Raw genomic sequence first — 16,895 nt, forward strand, 5'->3', positions numbered from 1 at the left:
TTTCGGGCTTTTAATATGACACCGGGCTCCGTTCCTCGATGGGGCCCGGTTGTTTTATTCACACAAGAGGATGTTATGGTAACTATTCGTTTAGCTCGTCACGGCGCTAAAAAGCGTCCGTTCTACCAGGTTGTTGTTACTGACAGCCGTAACGCACGTAACGGTCGCTTCATTGAGCGCGTTGGCTTCTTTAACCCAATCGCTAGCGAAAAAGAAGAAGGCACTCGCCTGGATCTGGATCGCATCGCTCACTGGGTTGGCCAGGGCGCGACCATTTCTGATCGCGTTGCTACGCTGATCAAAGAAGTAAGCAAAGCAGCTTAATCTGTCACGGTGGTCATGATGAGCAAGCAACTCACTGCGCAAGCACCCGTGGACCCGATTGTCTTAGGGAAAATGGGATCGTCTTACGGTATTCGTGGTTGGCTCAGAGTGTTTTCTTCCACTGAAGACGCCGAAAGCATTTTTGACTATCAGCCCTGGTTTATCCAGAAGGCGGGTCAGTGGCAGCAAGTACAGCTGGAAAGCTGGAAGCACCACAATCAGGATCTGATCATCAAGCTGAAAGGCGTTGAAGATCGGGATGCTGCGAATCTGTTGACCAATTGCGAAATTGTCGTGGATTCTACGCAACTGCCAAAACTGGAAGAAGGTGACTACTACTGGAAAGACCTGATGGGCTGCCAGGTAGTGACCACTGAAGGCTACGATCTCGGTAAAGTCGTCGACATGATGGAAACCGGATCGAATGACGTCATCGTCATTAAGGCAAACCTGAAAGATGCGTTTGGTATCAAGGAACGCCTCGTGCCGTTCCTCGATGGGCAGGTTATCAAGAAAGTCGATCTCACTACGCGGACTATCGAAGTAGATTGGGATCCTGGTTTTTAAACCACCGGATAAGCGGTAAATGACGGCGTGATGGGGATTGGCTTGTGTTTATAGGTATCGTTAGCCTGTTTCCAGAAATGTTTCGTGCAATTACCGATTACGGGGTAACTGGCCGGGCTGTTAAAAATGGCCTGCTGAACATCCAGAGCTGGAGTCCTCGTGACTTCACGCATGACCGGCACCGTACCGTGGACGATCGTCCTTACGGCGGCGGACCGGGGATGTTAATGATGGTACAACCCTTACGGGATGCCATTCATGCAGCAAAAAGCGCGGCGGGTGAAGGCGCTAAGGTGATTTATCTGTCACCTCAGGGACGCAAGCTTGATCAAGCAGGCGTCAGCGAACTGGCTACGAATCAAAAGCTGATTCTGGTCTGTGGTCGCTACGAAGGCATAGATGAGCGCGTGATCCAAACCGAAATTGACGAAGAATGGTCAATCGGCGATTACGTTCTCAGCGGTGGCGAGTTACCGGCAATGGTACTGATTGACTCCGTTTCCCGGTTTATTCCGGGGGTTCTGGGTCATGAGGCATCGGCAACGGAAGATTCCTTTGCGGATGGATTGCTGGACTGCCCGCACTATACCCGACCTGAAGTGTTAGAAGAGATGGACGTCCCGGCAGTGTTACTGTCAGGAAACCATGCTGAGATACGTCGCTGGCGCTTGAAACAGTCGCTGGGTCGCACCTGGCTTAGAAGACCTGAACTTCTGGAAAACCTGGCTCTGACTGAAGAGCAAGCAAGGTTGCTGGCGGAGTTCAAAACGGAACACGCGCAACAGCAACATAAACATGATGGGATGGCGTAAGCCCCCGATTATCAGTTTACCCAGGATAAGAGATTAAATTATGAGCAACATTATTAAGCAACTTGAACAAGAGCAGATGAAGCAGGACGTACCTTCCTTCCGTCCGGGTGATACCGTGGAAGTGAAAGTATGGGTTGTTGAAGGTTCCAAAAAACGTCTGCAGGCATTCGAGGGCGTGGTTATCGCTATTCGTAACCGCGGTCTGCACTCTGCATTCACTGTTCGTAAAATTTCCAACGGCGAAGGCGTTGAGCGTGTCTTCCAGACTCACTCTCCGGTTGTTGACAGCATTGCTGTTAAACGTCGTGGTGCCGTTCGTAAAGCTAAACTGTACTACCTGCGTGAGCGTACTGGTAAGGCAGCTCGTATCAAAGAGCGTCTTAACTAAGATATCGCTCAGGCGACATCCTGTTAGAGGGGCTGGCCAGTTGGCTGGCCCTTTTTTTATCTCCGTAATACTCACAACGTTAACCTTCAGTTCATAAATCATTTACAATGCCCCTCGTTCTCTGCGGGAGGGACAGTGAATAACGGTAAATTTCGTCAGTCAGGTTTTCAGCGGCACGCGGCATGTCTCGCGTTGTTTGCGATCCTGCTGATTGTCATTGCCCCGCTAATCTCCGTTGCACTGCAAAAAGATCCAATGAGCGCGATGCCGGGTATGCATCATGAGATGAGTTCGATGGCGAAGCACACCGGGCATCATGGTGATTCTCCTTCCATTCCGAGACCTGTCGATCACGGCGAAGCCTGTGGCTATTGTGTATTACTGGCTCATGTTCCAGGGCTTATCCTGGCGATGATGATTCTGCTCTGCGGCGTTCTGCTCAGAGTGCAATGTCAACCCACTCGTCCGACGGTAAAACACTGGTATTTCTTCCCCTGGCTGTATCCTGATACGCGCGCGCCGCCGCGCAGGTCCTCACTTTCCTGTTACTGAAAATAAGATTGACGCATAAGCGTCACGACACTCTTTTGCTTTTTCTGAGGAAAAGTATGACAACCTGCACACCGCGCGCGGCATGGATAACCCTGCTGCGACGCCTTCATTTCTACATCGGCCTGTTTGTCGGGCCATTTATCTTTGTTGCCGCACTGACCGGCACGTTGTATGTGGCGACGCCGCAGCTGGAAGAGGCCATTTACGCTCAGGCACTTAACGGGACGACGCAGGGAGAGCCGCAATCGCTGGCGGCACAGGTTGCGATCGCGCAGCAGGTGACCGGTTGGCACCTGCGCCTGCACGCCGTCCGCCCTGGACTGGAGCCGGGCGATACAACGCGCGTCATGTTTGCCGACCCTGCGCTGGCGGCTTCTGAACATCGGGCCATTTTTATCGATCCGGTAACCCTGGCCGTGAAAGGCGATATGCCGGTGTACGGCACCAGCGGTATCCTGCCGCTGCGGCAGTGGATTGATTATGCCCACCGTTCGCTATTGTTGGGGGAGGCCGGGCGTCTCTACAGTGAACTGGCGGCATCCTGGATGTGGGTGGCGGCGCTGGGCGGTATTACACTCTGGTCAGTAACGCGACCCCGGCGCCGGTTGAACAATCCGGTACAAAACCACCGTCGCTTGCACGTTACGCTGGGATGGCTGTTGTTAGTCGGAATGCTGTTATTTTCAGCAACCGGACTGACCTGGTCGCAGTGGGCTGGCGGCAATGTGGATAAAATGCGCGCCGCGTTTGGCTGGCTGACGCCACAGCTTAACGCTCAACTTCATGGTGCTCGCCCGCTTCATGATGAGCACGCAGACCACCATGGCGGCAGGGAGATGCCTGCTGTCCAGGTGAATATCCGTCAGTTCGATACCGTATTACAGACCGCGCAGACGGCTGGCCTCAATGCGCTTCGGCTGGAGATTCGCCCGCCGAAGGATGCGCAGCACGGGTGGACGGTAACGGAAATCGATCGCCGCTGGCCTACGCAGGTTGATGCCGTTGCTGTTGACCCGACGACGCTTCAGGTGACCGACCATACCCGATTTGCCGACTTCCCGCTGATGGCGAAGTTGACGCGCTGGGGCGTCGATTTTCATATGGGCATTCTGCTGGGATTGCCGAACCAATTACTGCTGATCGGTTTTGGCGTTGGCCTTTGCCTGATGATCGTGATTGGTTATCGGCTGTGGTGGATTCGCCGTCCTGCGGGCCCATCAGCCAGTCCGGCGCAGACGCTGGTTCAAAGCTGGCTCATGTTGAGCGTTTGGGGGCGTACAGGTGTTGGGTTACTGGCGATGACGCTCGGACTGGCAATGCCGGTGCTGGGGGGGAGTCTGCTGCTGTTTATGCTGGTCGACTGGCTGCGCTGGGTTCACGCGTCACGCGAGGTAATCGTGCAGCCAGCCGACTGAGGACTAAGGCGTGCTGATGACCACGGCGACACGGCGGTTTTCAGCGCGACCTTTCGCCGACTGGTTGCTGGCGATGGGGTATTTTTTCCCTAATCCCTGAGTGGTCAGATTGGTGCGCGGAATCTTCGCACCTTCTGACCACGCGTCCGCCACGACATTGGCGCGCTTGAGTGATAACGCCTCATTGTAGCTGTCCTCGCCATAGTTATCGGTATGCCCATCCATACGCGCATGATTCAGACCGACTGAAGCCAGACGAGCGGCCATCGACTGAATCTGCTGCTGGCTTTCCGCACGCAGTTTGTAGTCATTCTTATCAAACAGGATAGTGTCGGAAAGCCCCAGGGACCAGTCTCCCGCGGATTCAGTAAATCCGTACGATTGCATGGCTGCTATCTGCTCAGGGGTGAATTTGCCCTGTGGAGCCTGACAGCCTGCCAGCAGTAGCGTGGCAAGAATGAATGGAGATAAAAGACGCTTAAGCATGTGTGCATTCCTTTTTTATTTTATCGAGCGCACAGCGCGCTGATGTTTAGCCTGATACATATTACGATCGGCCAGCTCTTGTAATTTCTCGGCGGAAGCGTGCTCCCAGGTCAGCGCGTAACCCATACTCAGTGTCATACTGACTAAATGCCCGTTATGCAGGTCAAAAGGACGATTAAACTCTTGTGACAGCGCGGCGCTGATTCGCTGGACTTCATAGTCTGAATGGACGCCGTAAAGCACGACGGCAAACTCATCTCCGCCGAGGCGATAAGGAATATGGCGGTTGCCGCCAAATTCAGCCAGTCGTCTGGCGACTTCAATCAGCACACGATCGCCTGCGGCATGTCCCCAGGTATCATTTATAAATTTGAAGTTATCGCCATCAAGAAACAGAAGCGCTGAGCTGCTACGGGCAGAATTGTCGTTCATCAGGGCGCTGATGCTGCTCCGGAACGCCGCCCGGTTTGCCAGCCCGGTCAGCGGATCGTGCAGCGCCGTTCGCAATAATTGTGCATTTTTGGCCTGCAAACGCAGCTGCCACTCTTCCATTTCATCCAGCAGGCTGTTGAAGTCCTGGGCAAAATTGTGGAACTCTTCAATCCGCTCTTCAGAGACGCGGCGGGAGAAGTTACGGTTGGTACGCACATCGTGCACCACCTCGGTGATATTTTGCAGCGCCTCAACCACACCACGGTGCAGGTGACGCGTCAGCAAAATGGCAATACCGGAGGCCAGCAGAATCGACCCGGTAAGTACCGCCAGAGAAAGCCAGATGAAGTGGCTGATTAAGCTGTCGCGTGCGGTAAGTCGAACTTCACCGATAATTTCACCACTGTGCCAGACGGGCTGGGCGACGGGGAAGGGAAAGAGCCAGTGACTAATAAAATCCCCTAGCTTATCGTCGTTCTCCAGCGCGTTGTAGCGCCAGGAGGCAATGACATTCTGATTATTGTCGCGAACCTCAGCGGCGGAAAATTGCCCCTGTTGGCCGAGCGCGGCCAACGTTTCTGCGGCGGCGGCATCATCGGCGAATACCAGCGCAGCTTCCAGACTATGGGTCATTGTCGCCGCCGTGAGCTCGAGGTTCCTTTGCGCATACTGTTTTAACGTCAGCACCGAGGCCACACATAGCAGCAGCCAGATCAACGTCATGGTCACGATCACGCTGGTGATGTTGATGCGTCGCAACGCTCGCTTAAATGTGGGACGGGGGGTTAGGGAAAGATCCTTATCCATTTTTATTATTCCGTGCGAGCATCAATACATCCGGATTGACTCTTACGCCACTGCGTGACAAGGAATCCAGATTAACGGCGAATCTGACATCATTATTGTTAATAATCAGACAAAAGGCGCTGCCAATAATGCATTCGGCATTCTGTTCTGCAATTAATAACAACGCCTTAGACGGATATTTATTCGCTAATTCAACCTGAGCGGTGGGAGATTCGCTGCCGAAATAAACACCATCACAACGCGCAGTTAATGCTTCTTGTTCGGTGTAAATAATAACAGGTTGATAAGGCAGCGACGTATCACTGCTGTCTCCCAGGACGTTGACGAACCGGGAAGACGAGAAAATACACAGTCTGGGTGGCCCTGAGAGGGCAGGCCAGCGCGTATAGCTGACAATGCCAGAGACCATGGTGCGAACGTTCTTCGCCGCATCAGGGATGTCATTTGCAAAAACTGGCGATCCTGCCAGTAAGAGCACCAGCAGCATCAGGCATCGGTGAGAAGCGGACATAACGATTTCCTCACCAGCATCTTTTATCAGTCATCAAAATACATCCATGTTTTGTTTAAAGCAAAATAACATTATTTTTGCGGAGCGTCATTATACCTTGTAGATTAACGTATACGCTTTAAGCTAAATCTGACTAAATATTAATTCAGACGTATTGAGCCAGCATTTTCATCGGCACCTTGTTGCCATGCTTCACGCAACTGGCTGGCATTTTCTACGGTATCGCAACTGGCAGGGAAGGTTTTCCCCGTTACGCCTCTGGCATAGACAAAATTTTGCTGACAGGTTTTACGCTGACCTTCTGCATAACCGTTGAGGTATTGCGAACGATCCACCTCCGGGTCGTTAAAGCTATCGGCCAGCGTTTCATTATCTTTAACCGCAACGCCGGAAATTGCATCTTCGATACCGGCGTCATACCAGTTGGTACTGGTCCATGTTGGCGCGTGGGTGTAAGGATCGATCTGGCAGCCACTGAGCAGAAAAATGATTGCGATACTGACTCTTCTCGTCATTGCTCGTTCTCCTGTTTTTCAAAGCATAGCGGACCGTACAATAACCGTGTGTAAATTATTATGTACGGTATGATGGGCTTTAAATCGAACAAATGTCGATTCTGTAACGCAATGTTTACGTATTTTGGATTGATATCTTTACTCGTTGTGTTATCGTTACGTCATCCTCATTGAGGAAAACTATCGCAAACGAGCTAAAACAGGATCGCCATCATGCAAAAAGACGCGCTGAACAACGTACATATTACCGACGAACAGGTTCTGATGACCCCGGAACAACTTAAAGCGGAATTCCCGCTGAGCCTGGCGCAAGAGGCGCAAATCGCCCAGTCGCGCAAAACCATTTCTGACATCATTGCCGGTCGCGATCCGCGTCTGTTAGTGGTGTGCGGTCCGTGCTCCATTCACGATCCTGAAACGGCCCTGGAATATGCTCGTCGATTTAAAGCCCTTGCCGCAGAGGTCAGCGATAGCCTCTATCTGGTGATGCGCGTCTATTTTGAAAAACCCCGTACTACCGTTGGCTGGAAAGGGTTAATTAACGATCCTCATATGGATGGCTCTTTTGACGTTGAAGCCGGTCTGAAAATTGCGCGTCAACTGTTGCTTGAACTGGTCAACATGGGACTGCCGCTAGCGACGGAAGCGCTGGATCCGAACAGCCCGCAGTACCTGGGCGATCTGTTTAGCTGGTCTGCGATTGGCGCGCGAACCACGGAATCGCAAACGCACCGTGAAATGGCATCGGGTCTGTCGATGCCGGTGGGCTTCAAAAACGGCACCGACGGCAGCCTGGCGACGGCGATCAACGCCATGCGCGCGGCGGCGCAATCGCACCGTTTTGTCGGTATTAACCAGGCAGGTCAGGTTGCGCTGTTGCAAACCCAGGGCAACCCGGACGGGCATGTGATCCTGCGCGGCGGCAAAGCGCCTAACTACAGCCCGGCAGATGTCGCCCAGTGCGAAAAAGAGATGGAGCAGGCGGGACTGCGGCCGTCACTGATGGTAGATTGCAGTCATGGTAATTCCAATAAAGATTACCGTCGTCAGCCTGCCGTGGCGGAGTCGGTGGTTGCGCAAATTAAAGATGGCAACCGCTCAATCATCGGCCTGATGATTGAAAGTAATATTCACGAAGGCAACCAGTCCTCCGAGCAACCGCGCAGCGAAATGAAGTACGGCGTGTCCGTTACCGATGCCTGCATCAGTTGGGAAATGACGGACGCGTTACTGCGTGAAATTAACAAAGACTTGAACGGCCAGTTGGCGGCGCGCCAGGCTTAAGAGGTTCGTTATGGTTGCTGAATTGACCGCGTTACGCGATCAAATTGATGAAGTAGACAAGGCGCTGCTGGATTTGCTGGCGCGCCGTCTGGAACTGGTGGCAGAGGTCGGGGAAGTCAAAAGCCGCTTTGGCCTGCCGATTTATGTACCGGAACGCGAAGCCTCAATGCTGGCTTCGCGCCGAGCCGAAGCGGAAGCGCTCGGCGTACCGCCAGATCTGATTGAAGACGTATTGCGTCGAGTGATGCGTGAATCCTATTCCAGTGAGAACGATAAAGGGTTTAAGACGCTGTGTCCTTCGCTGCGCCCGGTGGTGATTGTCGGCGGTGGCGGTCAGATGGGACGGTTGTTCGAGAAAATGCTCACCCTGTCGGGTTATCAGGTGCGGATCCTCGAACAGCATGACTGGGATCGCGCGCAGGAGATCGTCGCGGATGCCGGCATGGTGATCGTGAGTGTCCCGATCCATCTGACGGAACAGGTGATCGCAACATTACCGCCGTTGCCCGCCGACTGTATCCTGGTCGATCTGGCGTCGGTGAAAAACGGTCCTTTACAGGCAATGCTGGCGGCGCACGACGGGCCGGTACTCGGTCTGCACCCGATGTTTGGCCCGGACAGCGGCAGCCTGGCAAAGCAGGTGGTGGTCTGGTGCGATGGACGTCATCCGGAAGCTTATCAGTGGTTCCTGGAGCAGATTCAGGTCTGGGGCGCGCGGCTGCACCGTATTAGCGCCGTCGAGCACGATCAGAACATGGCGTTCATTCAGGCGCTTCGTCACTTTGCGACCTTTGCTTATGGTCTACATCTGGCAGAAGAAAACGTGCAGCTTGAACAGTTGCTGGCGCTCTCTTCTCCGATTTATCGCCTTGAACTGGCGATGGTGGGGCGGCTGTTTGCTCAGGACCCACAGCTTTACGCCGATATCATTATGGCGTCGGAGAGCAATCTGGCACTGATTAAGCGCTATTACAAACGTTTTGGCGAAGCGATCAGTCTGCTGGAGCAGGGAGATAAACAGGCGTTTATCGACAGCTTCCGCAAAGTGGAGCACTGGTTCGGTGACTACGCGAAGCGCTTCCAGAGCGAAAGTCGTACGCTGTTACGCCAGGCGAATGACAGTCGACAGTAATGGCAGGATTATGCCGGATAGCGCCGCTAAAGTGCCTTATCCAGCCTATGCAACATAAACAACAGGCCGGACAGGCATACGCCCTCCGGCCTTGTTGCACGTTAGCTCGGATCGACTGGCACCACGTTCTCACTGGGATAGCAACCCAACACCTTCATGGAGCGAGTAATCTCGCCCAACTCTTTGAGCGCCTTCTGCATCTGTGGGGATTCCAGATTGGCCTGGATGTCGAGATAAAACATCTCTTCCCACGGATTGCCGTGTATGGGGCGGGATTCCAGTTTGGTCATGATCAGATTGTGGTTACGCATCACCAGTAGCGCTTCCACCAGCGCGCCCGCCTGTTGTCCTGTCGCCATCAGCAGCGTTGTTTTGGCTGGCACCTGGTCAGAAACATTGATCGCTTTACGCGCCAGCACGATGAAACGCGTGATATTTTGCGTCTGATTTGCCTCGATACGTTCAAGAACCTGTAAACCATGCAGCACGCCACCGGCTTCGCTTCCGAGCGCAGCAACGCGCGGAGAATTCGCCTGAGCGACCTTTTCCATTGCGGCGGATGTGCTTTCGGTGTATTCAATTTTCCAGTGCGGATAACGACTGAGGAACTTGCTGCACTGCTGGAACGGCTGCGGGTGGCTGTACACCGTCTCAATGGTGTCGAGGTCCGTGGTACCGGAAACCAGCACGCAGTGATCGATAGTCACCGTCATCTCACCCACAATGGAGAGACTGGTGTGCTGGAGCAGATCGTAGACATCGTTAATCCCACCCGAACTGGTGTTTTCAATCGGTACAACTGCGTAATCGGCCTGGCCGGTTTCAACCTGATTAAAGATATCGGCAAACTTTGTACAACCGCTCTCAATAAACTGCTCAAAGTGACGTGCAGCGTACTGGCGTGCCGCAAGATGTGAGTATGAGCCTTTTGGTCCCAGGAACGCCACGCGCGCAGAATGCGGGTTGATCTTATTCAGATGTTGCTGGAGCAGCGCCTGCTGGGTGAGAACGGAGTCTTCGATGATGAGTTGAAAAAGGCGGGTGATGTAGTGCGCATCCAGATGATGGGTTTTGCCAAGCGTAATCAATCTGTCCAGGAGATCGCGCTCGCGGTCGATATCCCGTACCGGGCGATGGGATTCAAGCTTGGCTTTGCCGACTTCAACTGCCAGCCCACGTCGCTCGGCCAGTAACGCCAGTAATTTTGCATCCAGCGCGCTGATTTTATCGCGCAGCGCCAGTAATGGGTTTTCCGATGTCATAGTGTTGCCTTTATTGTTATCAATAAAAAAGGCCCCCCGGTGTGGGAGGCCTTATTGTTCGTCTTCGCATTCTTTTTCACACGACGAAAGCCTCCCATTCAGGGGAAGGTAAAAAAGAATGCGAAGAAGAACGGAGTGTGTTTCATATCAGTTTCCTTAAGTGATGTCAGTAAAGTACCCGTACTGTTTTCACCCTGTCAACAAAAAACGCGCCCGAAGGCGCGTTGGCGATACACTCAATGTAAGGGACTACTCTTCTTCTGCTTCGACGAAGTTGGCGTCTTTTACTGAAGTTGTTGCACGACGGGCTTCGCCTTTGTGCTGCACTTTATTGAGCTGCCGTTCCAGCTTGTTGATCAAATCGTTAATAGCGGTATACATATCTTCGTGTTTTGCGCTGGCGACCAGATGTCCGTTCGGTGTATTGATGGTGGCATCAGCAATGAAACCCTGTGGCTCCTTGGACAGAATGATATGTGGATTAATGAGATGGGTTTGCCATTTTTCAAGTTTGGCGAGACGGTCTGCGACATGTTGGCGAATTGCCGGAGTAATTTCCATTTGTTTACTGGTAATGTTCATTGTCATAAATTTTACCTCTTGTCTTTCCCGTCTTGGTGATTCCAGCATACCGTTCCTAATGTCAAAATGTGTGATTTAAATCACATTATTTTGTCACTTTTTGTCAAGGGTACCTTTTTGTGAGTTATCGCAGGAAGAGGTGATTTTTAACTTGAGGAAAGCCAGAAAGCAGGCCATATTTGATGAGTTGCGTTACGCAAAAGTCATCAGCGCCACGACGCGAAACGGATAAAAAAACGGCAGCTCAGCGCTGCCGTTTTTGCATCTGAAAATCGATCAGGTGTTGCTGCTGTTAGCGGCGATAATCTTCGCCACTTTGTCAGCCTGCGCCGTCATCTGCATTTCGCGATAGGCATTTTCCATCAACGGCAGGGCATCACGCGTTGCCTGCGTATCCGGGAAATCGCGCAGCATACCTTCCACACGGTTAACCACGGCAACCCATGCACCGCGCTGAGTGTAATAATCCGCAACGGAGTACTCATATTTCGCCAGACGATCTTTCAGGAACACCAGACGTTTGGTGGCGTCGGTGGTGTACTGGCTGTTCGGATAACCGCGAACCAGTTTCGAAAAGTCATTGAACGCAGCTCGCGCATGCTGAGGGTCACGGTCGCTACGATCAACACCAAAGAACCCTTGTAATGCGCTGTCATCTAACGCCATATTGGTCAGGCCACGCATATACATGACATAATCAATGTTAGGATGAGTTGGATTCAGGCGGATAAAGCGATCGATGGCAGCCTGAGCAAGCGGCAGATCGGCGTTTTTGTAGTAGGCGAAGATGAGATCTAACTGCACCTGCTGAGAATAAGGACCAAATGGATAGCGGTTATCCAACGCTTCCAATTGCGTTATTGCCTGTTTCCAGTTACCGTCCTGCAGCTTTTGCTGAGCAGTCGCGTAGATTTCATTAGGCGGATTATCGGGCACCTCTTCCTTTGAACCAGAGCAACCCGCCAAAAACAGGCTCAACGTGGCTGCTGCCACCAGATATTTCATGCGCGTCATGACGTTTTGACTTTCCTCAAAATGTTTTACGGGAGATTCTCTGTTCCTGCTCCCGGTTAAGACCAGCTACAATAGCACACTATATTAAACGGCAAAGCCGTAAAACCCAACGTTAAACGAAGAAGCTGTATATGGCACAACGAGTACAACTCACCGCAACGGTATCCGAAAATCAACTCGGTCAACGCTTAGATCAAGCTTTGGCCGAAATGTTCCCTGATTATTCGCGATCGCGCATAAAAGATTGGATTCTTGATCGGCGCGTGCTGGTCAACGGTAAACTTTGCGACAAACCAAAAGAAAAAGTGTTAGGCGGAGAACGGGTCGCCATCGATGCTGAAATCGATGAAGAAATCCGCTTCGAGCCTCAGGATATCCCACTGGATATCGTTTATGAAGATGATGACATCATTGTTATCAACAAGCCACGCGATCTGGTTGTTCATCCTGGCGCGGGCAACCCGGACGGCACGGTTCTGAATGCATTACTGCATTATTATCCGCCAATTGCTGATGTTCCACGCGCAGGTATTGTCCATCGCCTGGATAAAGACACCACCGGGCTGATGGTGGTTGCGAAAACCGTTCCGGCGCAAACGCGGCTGGTGGAAGCGCTGCAACTGCGTGAGATTACCCGTGAATACGAAGCGGTAGCGATCGGTCATATGACGGCTGGCGGCACGGTGGAAGAACCTATCAGCCGTCACCCGACGAAGCGTACTCATATGGCGGTGCATCCGATGGGTAAACCAGCGGTCACGCACTATCGCATCATGGAACACTTCCGTGTGCACACGCGTCTGCGCTTGCGTCTGGAGACCGGACGTACGCACCAGATCCGCGTGCATATGGCGCATATTACCCATCCGCTGGTGGGCGATCAGGTATACGGTGGCCGTCCGCGTCCGCCGAAAGGCGCGTCGGAGGCATTTATCTCGACATTGCGTAAATTCGACCGTCAAGCGCTACATGCCACCATGCTGCGTCTGTATCACCCGATTTCCGGTATCGAAATGGAATGGCATGCGCCGATCCCACAGGATATGGTGGAACTGATTGACGCGATGCGTGCGGATTTCGAAGAGCATAAGGATGATGTGGCCTGGCTATGAGTGAGCTTATTGTCCCGCAGTGGCCTCTGCCGAACGGTGTGGCGGCCTGCAGTTCGACCCGTACCGGTGGTGTGAGTTTGCCGCCGTATGATGCCTTAAACCTGGGCGCCCACTGTGGCGATAACCCGGAGCATGTCGAAGAGAACCGCAGACGCCTGTTTGCTGCGGGCAATCTGCCTTCAAAACCGGTCTGGCTGGAACAGGTGCATGGAAAAGACGTCCTGAAGCTGACCGGCGAGCCTTACGCCTCTAAACGGGCGGATGCGTCATACAGTAATACGCCGGGTACCGTTTGTGCGGTAATGACGGCAGACTGTCTGCCCGTACTCTTTTGTAATCGGGCAGGAACGGAGGTGGCGGCAGCCCATGCGGGCTGGCGTGGATTATGTGAAGGCGTACTGGAAGAGACGGTGGCCTGCTTTGCTGATAAGCCTGAAAATATTCTTGCCTGGTTAGGCCCGGCGATTGGTCCTGCGGCGTTTGAAGTCGGACCTGAGGTGCGCGAGGCGTTTATCGCCAAAGAGACTAATGCGCATGAAGCCTTTGAGCCTCACGGCGAAAAATATCTGGCGAATATTTATCAGCTTGCCCGTCAGCGCCTGGCAAATGTCGGCGTTGAGCAAATTTATGGCGGCGACCGCTGTACTTTTAGTGAAAATGAGACTTTCTTCTCTTATCGTCGCGACAAGACCACGGGGCGTATGGCAAGTTTTATTTGGCTGATATAACCTAAAGAATCAAGACGATCCGGTACGTGTAATTTTCTTTTCACATAATTCAGGTCAATAACCTTGAATAATTGAGGGATGACCTCATTTAATCTCCAGTAGCAAATTTGACCTGTTATGGGAGGAGTTATGCGTCTGGATCGTCTTACTAACAAATTCCAGCTTGCTCTTGCCGATGCCCAGTCGCTCGCACTGGGGCACGACAACCAATTCATCGAACCTCTTCATTTAATGAGCGCCTTGCTGAATCAGGAAGGGGGATCGGTACGTCCTTTATTAACCTCTGCCGGTATTAATGCCGGACAGTTACGCACCGCCATCGATCAGGCGCTGAGTCGTTTACCGCAGGTGGAAGGCACTGGCGGCGACGTCCAGCCCTCTCAGGATCTGATGCGTGTTCTTAATCTTTGCGACAAGCTGGCGCAAAAGCGAGGGGACAATTTTATTTCGTCAGAACTGTTCGTTCTGGCGGCGCTTGAGTCGCGTGGCACACTGCCCGATTTACTGAAATCGGCTGGCGCAACGACCGCGAATATTACTCAGGCAATTGAACAAATGCGTGGAGGTGAAAGCGTGAACGACCAGGGGGCTGAAGACCAACGTCAGGCCTTGAAAAAATACACTGTCGATCTGACTGAGCGTGCCGAGCAGGGCAAACTTGACCCGGTTATTGGCCGTGATGAAGAGATCCGCCGGACCATTCAGGTTCTGCAGCGTCGTACAAAAAACAACCCGGTGTTAATCGGTGAGCCTGGCGTCGGTAAAACGGCGATTGTTGAAGGACTGGCACAGCGAATCATTAATGGTGAAGTCCCTGAAGGGTTAAAAGGCCGTCGCGTACTGGCGCTGGATATGGGCGCGCTGGTGGCAGGGGCAAAATACCGCGGTGAATTTGAAGAACGCTTAAAAGGCGTACTCAACGATCTTGCCAAACAGGAAGGGAATGTCATCCTGTTTATCGACGAATTGCACACCATGGTGGGCGCAGGTAAAGCGGATGGCGCAATGGATGCCGGGAACATGCTGAAACCGGCGCTGGCGCGTGGGGAACTGCACTGCGTAGGGGCGACTACGCTCGACGAGTATCGGCAGTACATCGAAAAAGATGCGGCGCTGGAACGTCGTTTCCAGAAAGTGTTCGTGGCTGAGCCGTCAGTGGAAGATACCATTGCGATACTGCGTGGTCTGAAAGAACGTTATGAACTGCATCACCATGTGCAGATTACTGACCCGGCAATCGTCGCGGCCGCCACGCTGTCTCATCGTTACATTGCCGATCGCCAGTTGCCGGATAAAGCCATCGACCTGATCGATGAAGCGGCATCCAGCATCCGTATGCAGATTGACTCTAAGCCGGAAGAACTGGACAGACTCGACCGCCGTATTATCCAGCTCAAACTAGAGCAGCAGGCGTTAATGAAAGAGTCTGATGAGGCGAGTAAAAAACGCCTCGATATGCTTAACGAAGAGCTGGATGACAAAGAACATCAGTACTCTGAATTAGAAGAAGAGTGGAAAGCGGAAAAAGCGTCGCTCTCCGGAACACAAACGATCAAAGCCGAGCTGGAACAGGCGAAGATTGCTATTGAACAGGCGCGTCGTGTTGGCGATCTGGCGCGGATGTCAGAACTGCAATACGGTAAAATTCCTGAGCTGGAAAAACAGCTGGAAGCCGCGACGCAGTCGGAAGGTAAAACCATGCGTCTGTTGCGTAATAAAGTGACGGATGCGGAAATTGCCGAAGTGCTGGCGCGCTGGACCGGTATTCCGGTCGCGAGAATGCTGGAAGGCGAGCGCGAAAAACTGTTGCGTATGGAGCAAGAGTTACATAGCCGCGTGATAGGGCAGAATGAAGCGGTCGAAGCCGTATCGAATGCGATTCGTCGTAGCCGTGCCGGTCTTGCCGATCCAAACCGCCCGATTGGCTCGTTCCTGTTCCTCGGCCCAACCGGGGTCGGTAAAACCGAGCTGTGTAAGGCGCTGGCAAACTTTATGTTTGACAGTGATGACGCGATGGTGCGGATCGACATGTCCGAGTTTATGGAGAAACACTCCGTATCACGTCTGGTGGGTGCGCCTCCGGGATATGTCGGTTATGAAGAGGGTGGCTACCTGACAGAAGCGGTTCGTCGTCGTCCTTATTCCGTTATTCTGCTTGATGAAGTTGAGAAAGCGCATCCTGATGTGTTCAACATTCTTCTGCAGGTACTGGATGATGGTCGTCTGACCGATGGACAGGGGAGAACGGTCGACTTCCGTAATACGGTGGTCATTATGACCTCTAACCTGGGTTCCGATTTGATTCAGGAACGCTTCGGCGATCTCGACTACAGCCATATGAAAGATCTGGTGTTAGGCGTGGTGAGTCACAACTTCCGCCCGGAATTCATCAACCGTATAGATGAGGTTGTGGTATTCCATCCGTTGGGTGAACAACACATCGCGTCTATTGCGCAGATCCAACTGCAGCGTCTGTACAAACGTCTGGAAGAGCGTGGCTATGAAATCCACATCTCTGATGAAGCGCTGAAACTGCTGAGCGCAAATGGTTATGATCCGGTGTATGGGGCGCGTCCGTTGAAACGTGCAATCCAGCAGCAGATCGAAAACCCGCTGGCGCAGCAAATCCTGTCTGGAGAGTTAATTCCAGGTAAAACGATTCGTCTTGAGGTAAACGACGATCGGATTGTCGCAGTACAGTAATTCTTGATGAAATAATTAATGGGCTCTTCGGAGCCCATTTTTGTTTAAAAACCAGGCTAAAATGATGGTTTATAGAGTGGTTTGCCTGAAAAGTGAGCAGTTGATAAGTTTTTTGTATTTTTGACTTGTCAGCCCGAAATAACTCCCTATAATGCGCCTCCACTGACACGGAACAACGGCACACAAGCCGCCGGGTCAGCGGGGTTCTCCGGTGAAAACCAGTGATGAACACCGACAGAGAAAAGCGAAATAAATGCTTGACTCTGAAT

The 16,895-nt window shown here is 52.5% G+C and carries 19 protein-coding genes and 1 other annotated feature; of the genes, 11 read left to right on the top strand and 8 right to left on the bottom strand.

The genetic code is table 11. The annotated features are described in order from the left end of the window. The first annotated feature begins 75 nt into the window (after nt 1-75). The 6 genes from rpsP (at nt 76) to JTI98_RS10085 (ending at nt 4,058) form a co-directional block, all read left to right on the top strand. Nucleotides 76-324, top strand: coding sequence for a 30S ribosomal protein S16 (rpsP, locus tag JTI98_RS10060; protein WP_042325918.1), 249 nt, complete (start codon nt 76-78; stop codon nt 322-324). Nucleotides 325-342: 18 nt separating this feature from the next. Beyond that, nucleotides 343-891 (top strand): ribosome maturation factor RimM, encoded by a 549-nt coding sequence (gene rimM / locus JTI98_RS10065; RefSeq protein WP_042325915.1) that lies wholly within the window; start codon nt 343-345, stop codon nt 889-891. A gap of 44 nt (nt 892-935) precedes the next feature. Next, nucleotides 936-1,703 carry a tRNA (guanosine(37)-N1)-methyltransferase TrmD gene (gene trmD / locus JTI98_RS10070; RefSeq protein WP_042999689.1) on the top strand — a complete coding sequence of 256 codons (768 nt, stop codon included), beginning with the start codon at nt 936-938 and terminating at the stop codon, nt 1,701-1,703. Between the two features lie 40 nt (nt 1,704-1,743). Next, nucleotides 1,744-2,091 (top strand): 50S ribosomal protein L19, encoded by a 348-nt coding sequence (gene rplS / locus JTI98_RS10075; RefSeq protein ID WP_012134695.1) that lies wholly within the window; start codon nt 1,744-1,746, stop codon nt 2,089-2,091. A gap of 135 nt (nt 2,092-2,226) precedes the next feature. Next, nucleotides 2,227-2,643: a DUF2946 domain-containing protein gene (locus JTI98_RS10080; RefSeq protein ID WP_058586975.1), complete on the top strand. Its 417-nt coding sequence runs from the start codon at nt 2,227-2,229 to the stop codon at nt 2,641-2,643. Between the two features lie 56 nt (nt 2,644-2,699). Then, nucleotides 2,700-4,058, top strand: a complete 1,359-nt coding sequence (locus tag JTI98_RS10085) for a PepSY domain-containing protein (RefSeq protein ID WP_216082214.1) — start codon at nt 2,700-2,702, stop codon at nt 4,056-4,058. Nucleotides 4,059-4,061: 3 nt separating this feature from the next. On the opposite strand, the gene JTI98_RS10090 is transcribed toward JTI98_RS10085, so the two are convergent. From JTI98_RS10090 to JTI98_RS10105, 4 genes are all read right to left on the bottom strand, one after another. Further along, nucleotides 4,062-4,544, bottom strand: a complete 483-nt coding sequence (locus JTI98_RS10090; RefSeq protein WP_042999692.1) for an OmpA family protein — start codon at nt 4,542-4,544, stop codon at nt 4,062-4,064. Nucleotides 4,545-4,559: 15 nt separating this feature from the next. Then, nucleotides 4,560-5,783, bottom strand: coding sequence for a diguanylate cyclase DgcN (dgcN, locus tag JTI98_RS10095; protein ID WP_042999693.1), 1,224 nt, complete (start codon nt 5,781-5,783; stop codon nt 4,560-4,562). Further along, on the bottom strand, nt 5,776-6,294 hold the full coding sequence (locus JTI98_RS10100) for a YfiR family protein (protein ID WP_044328073.1): 519 nt from the start codon (nt 6,292-6,294) through the stop codon (nt 5,776-5,778). The genes dgcN and JTI98_RS10100 overlap by 8 nt, the downstream gene beginning before the upstream one ends. Before the next feature lie 140 nt (nt 6,295-6,434). Next, nucleotides 6,435-6,809 carry a DUF2799 domain-containing protein gene (locus JTI98_RS10105; protein ID WP_200118870.1) on the bottom strand — a complete coding sequence of 125 codons (375 nt, stop codon included), beginning with the start codon at nt 6,807-6,809 and terminating at the stop codon, nt 6,435-6,437. A gap of 213 nt (nt 6,810-7,022) precedes the next feature. Here JTI98_RS10105 and aroF point away from each other — a divergent pair, with 213 nt between their 5' ends. Next, nucleotides 7,023-8,093 carry a 3-deoxy-7-phosphoheptulonate synthase AroF gene (aroF, locus tag JTI98_RS10110; RefSeq protein WP_042325901.1) on the top strand — a complete coding sequence of 357 codons (1,071 nt, stop codon included), beginning with the start codon at nt 7,023-7,025 and terminating at the stop codon, nt 8,091-8,093. 10 nt (nt 8,094-8,103) lie between these two features. Beyond that, nucleotides 8,104-9,225 (top strand): bifunctional chorismate mutase/prephenate dehydrogenase, encoded by a 1,122-nt coding sequence (gene tyrA / locus JTI98_RS10115; protein WP_044328071.1) that lies wholly within the window; start codon nt 8,104-8,106, stop codon nt 9,223-9,225. Nucleotides 9,226-9,326: 101 nt separating this feature from the next. On the opposite strand, the gene pheA is transcribed toward tyrA, so the two are convergent. The 4 genes from pheA to bamD form a co-directional block, all read right to left on the bottom strand. Beyond that, nucleotides 9,327-10,487 carry a bifunctional chorismate mutase/prephenate dehydratase gene (pheA, locus tag JTI98_RS10120; RefSeq protein ID WP_181627767.1) on the bottom strand — a complete coding sequence of 387 codons (1,161 nt, stop codon included), beginning with the start codon at nt 10,485-10,487 and terminating at the stop codon, nt 9,327-9,329. Between the two features lie 22 nt (nt 10,488-10,509). Continuing rightward, nucleotides 10,510-10,634 (bottom strand) — a sequence feature (Phe leader region). Beyond that, nucleotides 10,586-10,633, bottom strand: a complete 48-nt coding sequence (gene pheL, locus JTI98_RS10125; protein WP_001386991.1) for a pheA operon leader peptide PheL — start codon at nt 10,631-10,633, stop codon at nt 10,586-10,588. (Overlaps the previous feature by 48 nt.) Before the next feature lie 102 nt (nt 10,635-10,736). Next, nucleotides 10,737-11,075, bottom strand: coding sequence for a ribosome-associated translation inhibitor RaiA (raiA, locus tag JTI98_RS10130; protein WP_003031244.1), 339 nt, complete (start codon nt 11,073-11,075; stop codon nt 10,737-10,739). 270 nt (nt 11,076-11,345) lie between these two features. Next, complete coding sequence (bamD, locus tag JTI98_RS10135; protein ID WP_216082215.1) at nt 11,346-12,083, bottom strand: outer membrane protein assembly factor BamD; 738 nt, start codon at nt 12,081-12,083, stop codon at nt 11,346-11,348. A gap of 131 nt (nt 12,084-12,214) precedes the next feature. Here bamD and rluD point away from each other — a divergent pair, with 131 nt between their 5' ends. The 3 genes from rluD to clpB all read left to right on the top strand — a co-directional run bounded on the left by rluD (nt 12,215) and on the right by clpB (nt 16,626). Next, nucleotides 12,215-13,195 carry a 23S rRNA pseudouridine(1911/1915/1917) synthase RluD gene (gene rluD / locus JTI98_RS10140; RefSeq protein WP_042999700.1) on the top strand — a complete coding sequence of 327 codons (981 nt, stop codon included), beginning with the start codon at nt 12,215-12,217 and terminating at the stop codon, nt 13,193-13,195. Further along, nucleotides 13,192-13,923, top strand: coding sequence for a purine nucleoside phosphorylase YfiH (yfiH, locus tag JTI98_RS10145; protein ID WP_042999701.1), 732 nt, complete (start codon nt 13,192-13,194; stop codon nt 13,921-13,923). The genes rluD and yfiH overlap by 4 nt, the downstream gene beginning before the upstream one ends. 129 nt (nt 13,924-14,052) lie before the next feature. After that, a complete protein-coding gene (clpB, locus tag JTI98_RS10150; RefSeq protein ID WP_216082216.1) occupies nt 14,053-16,626 on the top strand; it encodes an ATP-dependent chaperone ClpB in 2,574 nt (857 codons plus the stop codon). The last annotated feature ends 269 nt before the right edge of the window (nt 16,627-16,895 follow it).

The sequence above is a fragment of the Citrobacter sp. MGH 55 genome, from assembly GCF_016906145.1.
GTDB lineage: Bacteria > Pseudomonadota > Gammaproteobacteria > Enterobacterales > Enterobacteriaceae > Citrobacter_A > Citrobacter_A amalonaticus.

Coding starts and splice junctions, on each gene's coding strand:
- rpsP (WP_042325918.1), top strand. CDS start 76: ATGGTAACTATTCGTTTAGCTCGTCACGGCGCTAAAAAGCGTCCGTTC.
- rimM (WP_042325915.1), top strand. CDS start 343: ATGAGCAAGCAACTCACTGCGCAAGCACCCGTGGACCCGATTGTCTTA.
- rplS (WP_012134695.1), top strand. CDS start 1,744: ATGAGCAACATTATTAAGCAACTTGAACAAGAGCAGATGAAGCAGGAC.
- JTI98_RS10085 (WP_216082214.1), top strand. CDS start 2,700: ATGACAACCTGCACACCGCGCGCGGCATGGATAACCCTGCTGCGACGC.
- JTI98_RS10090 (WP_042999692.1), bottom strand. CDS start 4,544: ATGCTTAAGCGTCTTTTATCTCCATTCATTCTTGCCACGCTACTGCTG.
- dgcN (WP_042999693.1), bottom strand. CDS start 5,783: ATGGATAAGGATCTTTCCCTAACCCCCCGTCCCACATTTAAGCGAGCG.
- JTI98_RS10100 (WP_044328073.1), bottom strand. CDS start 6,294: ATGTCCGCTTCTCACCGATGCCTGATGCTGCTGGTGCTCTTACTGGCA.
- JTI98_RS10105 (WP_200118870.1), bottom strand. CDS start 6,809: ATGACGAGAAGAGTCAGTATCGCAATCATTTTTCTGCTCAGTGGCTGC.
- aroF (WP_042325901.1), top strand. CDS start 7,023: ATGCAAAAAGACGCGCTGAACAACGTACATATTACCGACGAACAGGTT.
- tyrA (WP_044328071.1), top strand. CDS start 8,104: ATGGTTGCTGAATTGACCGCGTTACGCGATCAAATTGATGAAGTAGAC.
- pheA (WP_181627767.1), bottom strand. CDS start 10,487: ATGACATCGGAAAACCCATTACTGGCGCTGCGCGATAAAATCAGCGCG.
- raiA (WP_003031244.1), bottom strand. CDS start 11,075: ATGACAATGAACATTACCAGTAAACAAATGGAAATTACTCCGGCAATT.
- bamD (WP_216082215.1), bottom strand. CDS start 12,083: ATGACGCGCATGAAATATCTGGTGGCAGCAGCCACGTTGAGCCTGTTT.
- rluD (WP_042999700.1), top strand. CDS start 12,215: ATGGCACAACGAGTACAACTCACCGCAACGGTATCCGAAAATCAACTC.
- yfiH (WP_042999701.1), top strand. CDS start 13,192: ATGAGTGAGCTTATTGTCCCGCAGTGGCCTCTGCCGAACGGTGTGGCG.
- clpB (WP_216082216.1), top strand. CDS start 14,053: ATGCGTCTGGATCGTCTTACTAACAAATTCCAGCTTGCTCTTGCCGAT.